1 protein-coding gene is annotated in these 492 nt (G+C 36.8%); it reads right to left on the reverse strand.

Translation table 11 applies throughout. From position 1 onward, the window contains the following. A partial coding sequence (locus ADH54_RS10205) for a sigma-70 family RNA polymerase sigma factor (protein WP_049525042.1) occupies positions 1-369 on the reverse strand: 369 nt, incomplete at its 3' end. Positions 370-492: the final 123 nt, after the last annotated feature.

The following is a 492-nucleotide window of genomic DNA, read 5'->3' on the forward strand; positions in this document are numbered from 1 at the left end:
CTCTTTACTTTGTTTGTTTCTATAATCTCTTAGTGTTTCATGAAAGAGATAATAGTCATCTAGCCACAGACCTCCCTCACTTATACGATGACTTATCTCACCCACTTCTTCATAAAGCTCTTTATCATATCTCCGTTTTTGACTTTCTTGTTTACGGAGATAATCTAGAATTCGATTCCGGAATTTTGTTTTGAAATATTTGCGTAAGCGTGGAATATCGTCTACTAGTCCTTCTTCTCTACCGATCAATTCATGTAAGCAAATCATTCCCTCTTGATCCCAGTCCGACAATTCCCATAAATGAAGGTAATATTCATTTCTACACTTATATACAATTCCCTGGACTTCTTCATACATTTTTTTAAGCATAATCTTCCCCTTTCTAGATACAGTCTAACAGATTCAGAAACTCTTTTGGCACATTTCCCCCATTCTGTTCCCTACACCATCTAAACTGCACAAAAAAGAGAGGTCTTGCCTCTCTTGGGGTTA

Origin of the sequence: Streptococcus pseudopneumoniae (assembly GCF_001072315.1) — a bacterium.
GTDB classification, from domain to species: Bacteria; Bacillota; Bacilli; order Lactobacillales; family Streptococcaceae; genus Streptococcus; species Streptococcus pseudopneumoniae_R.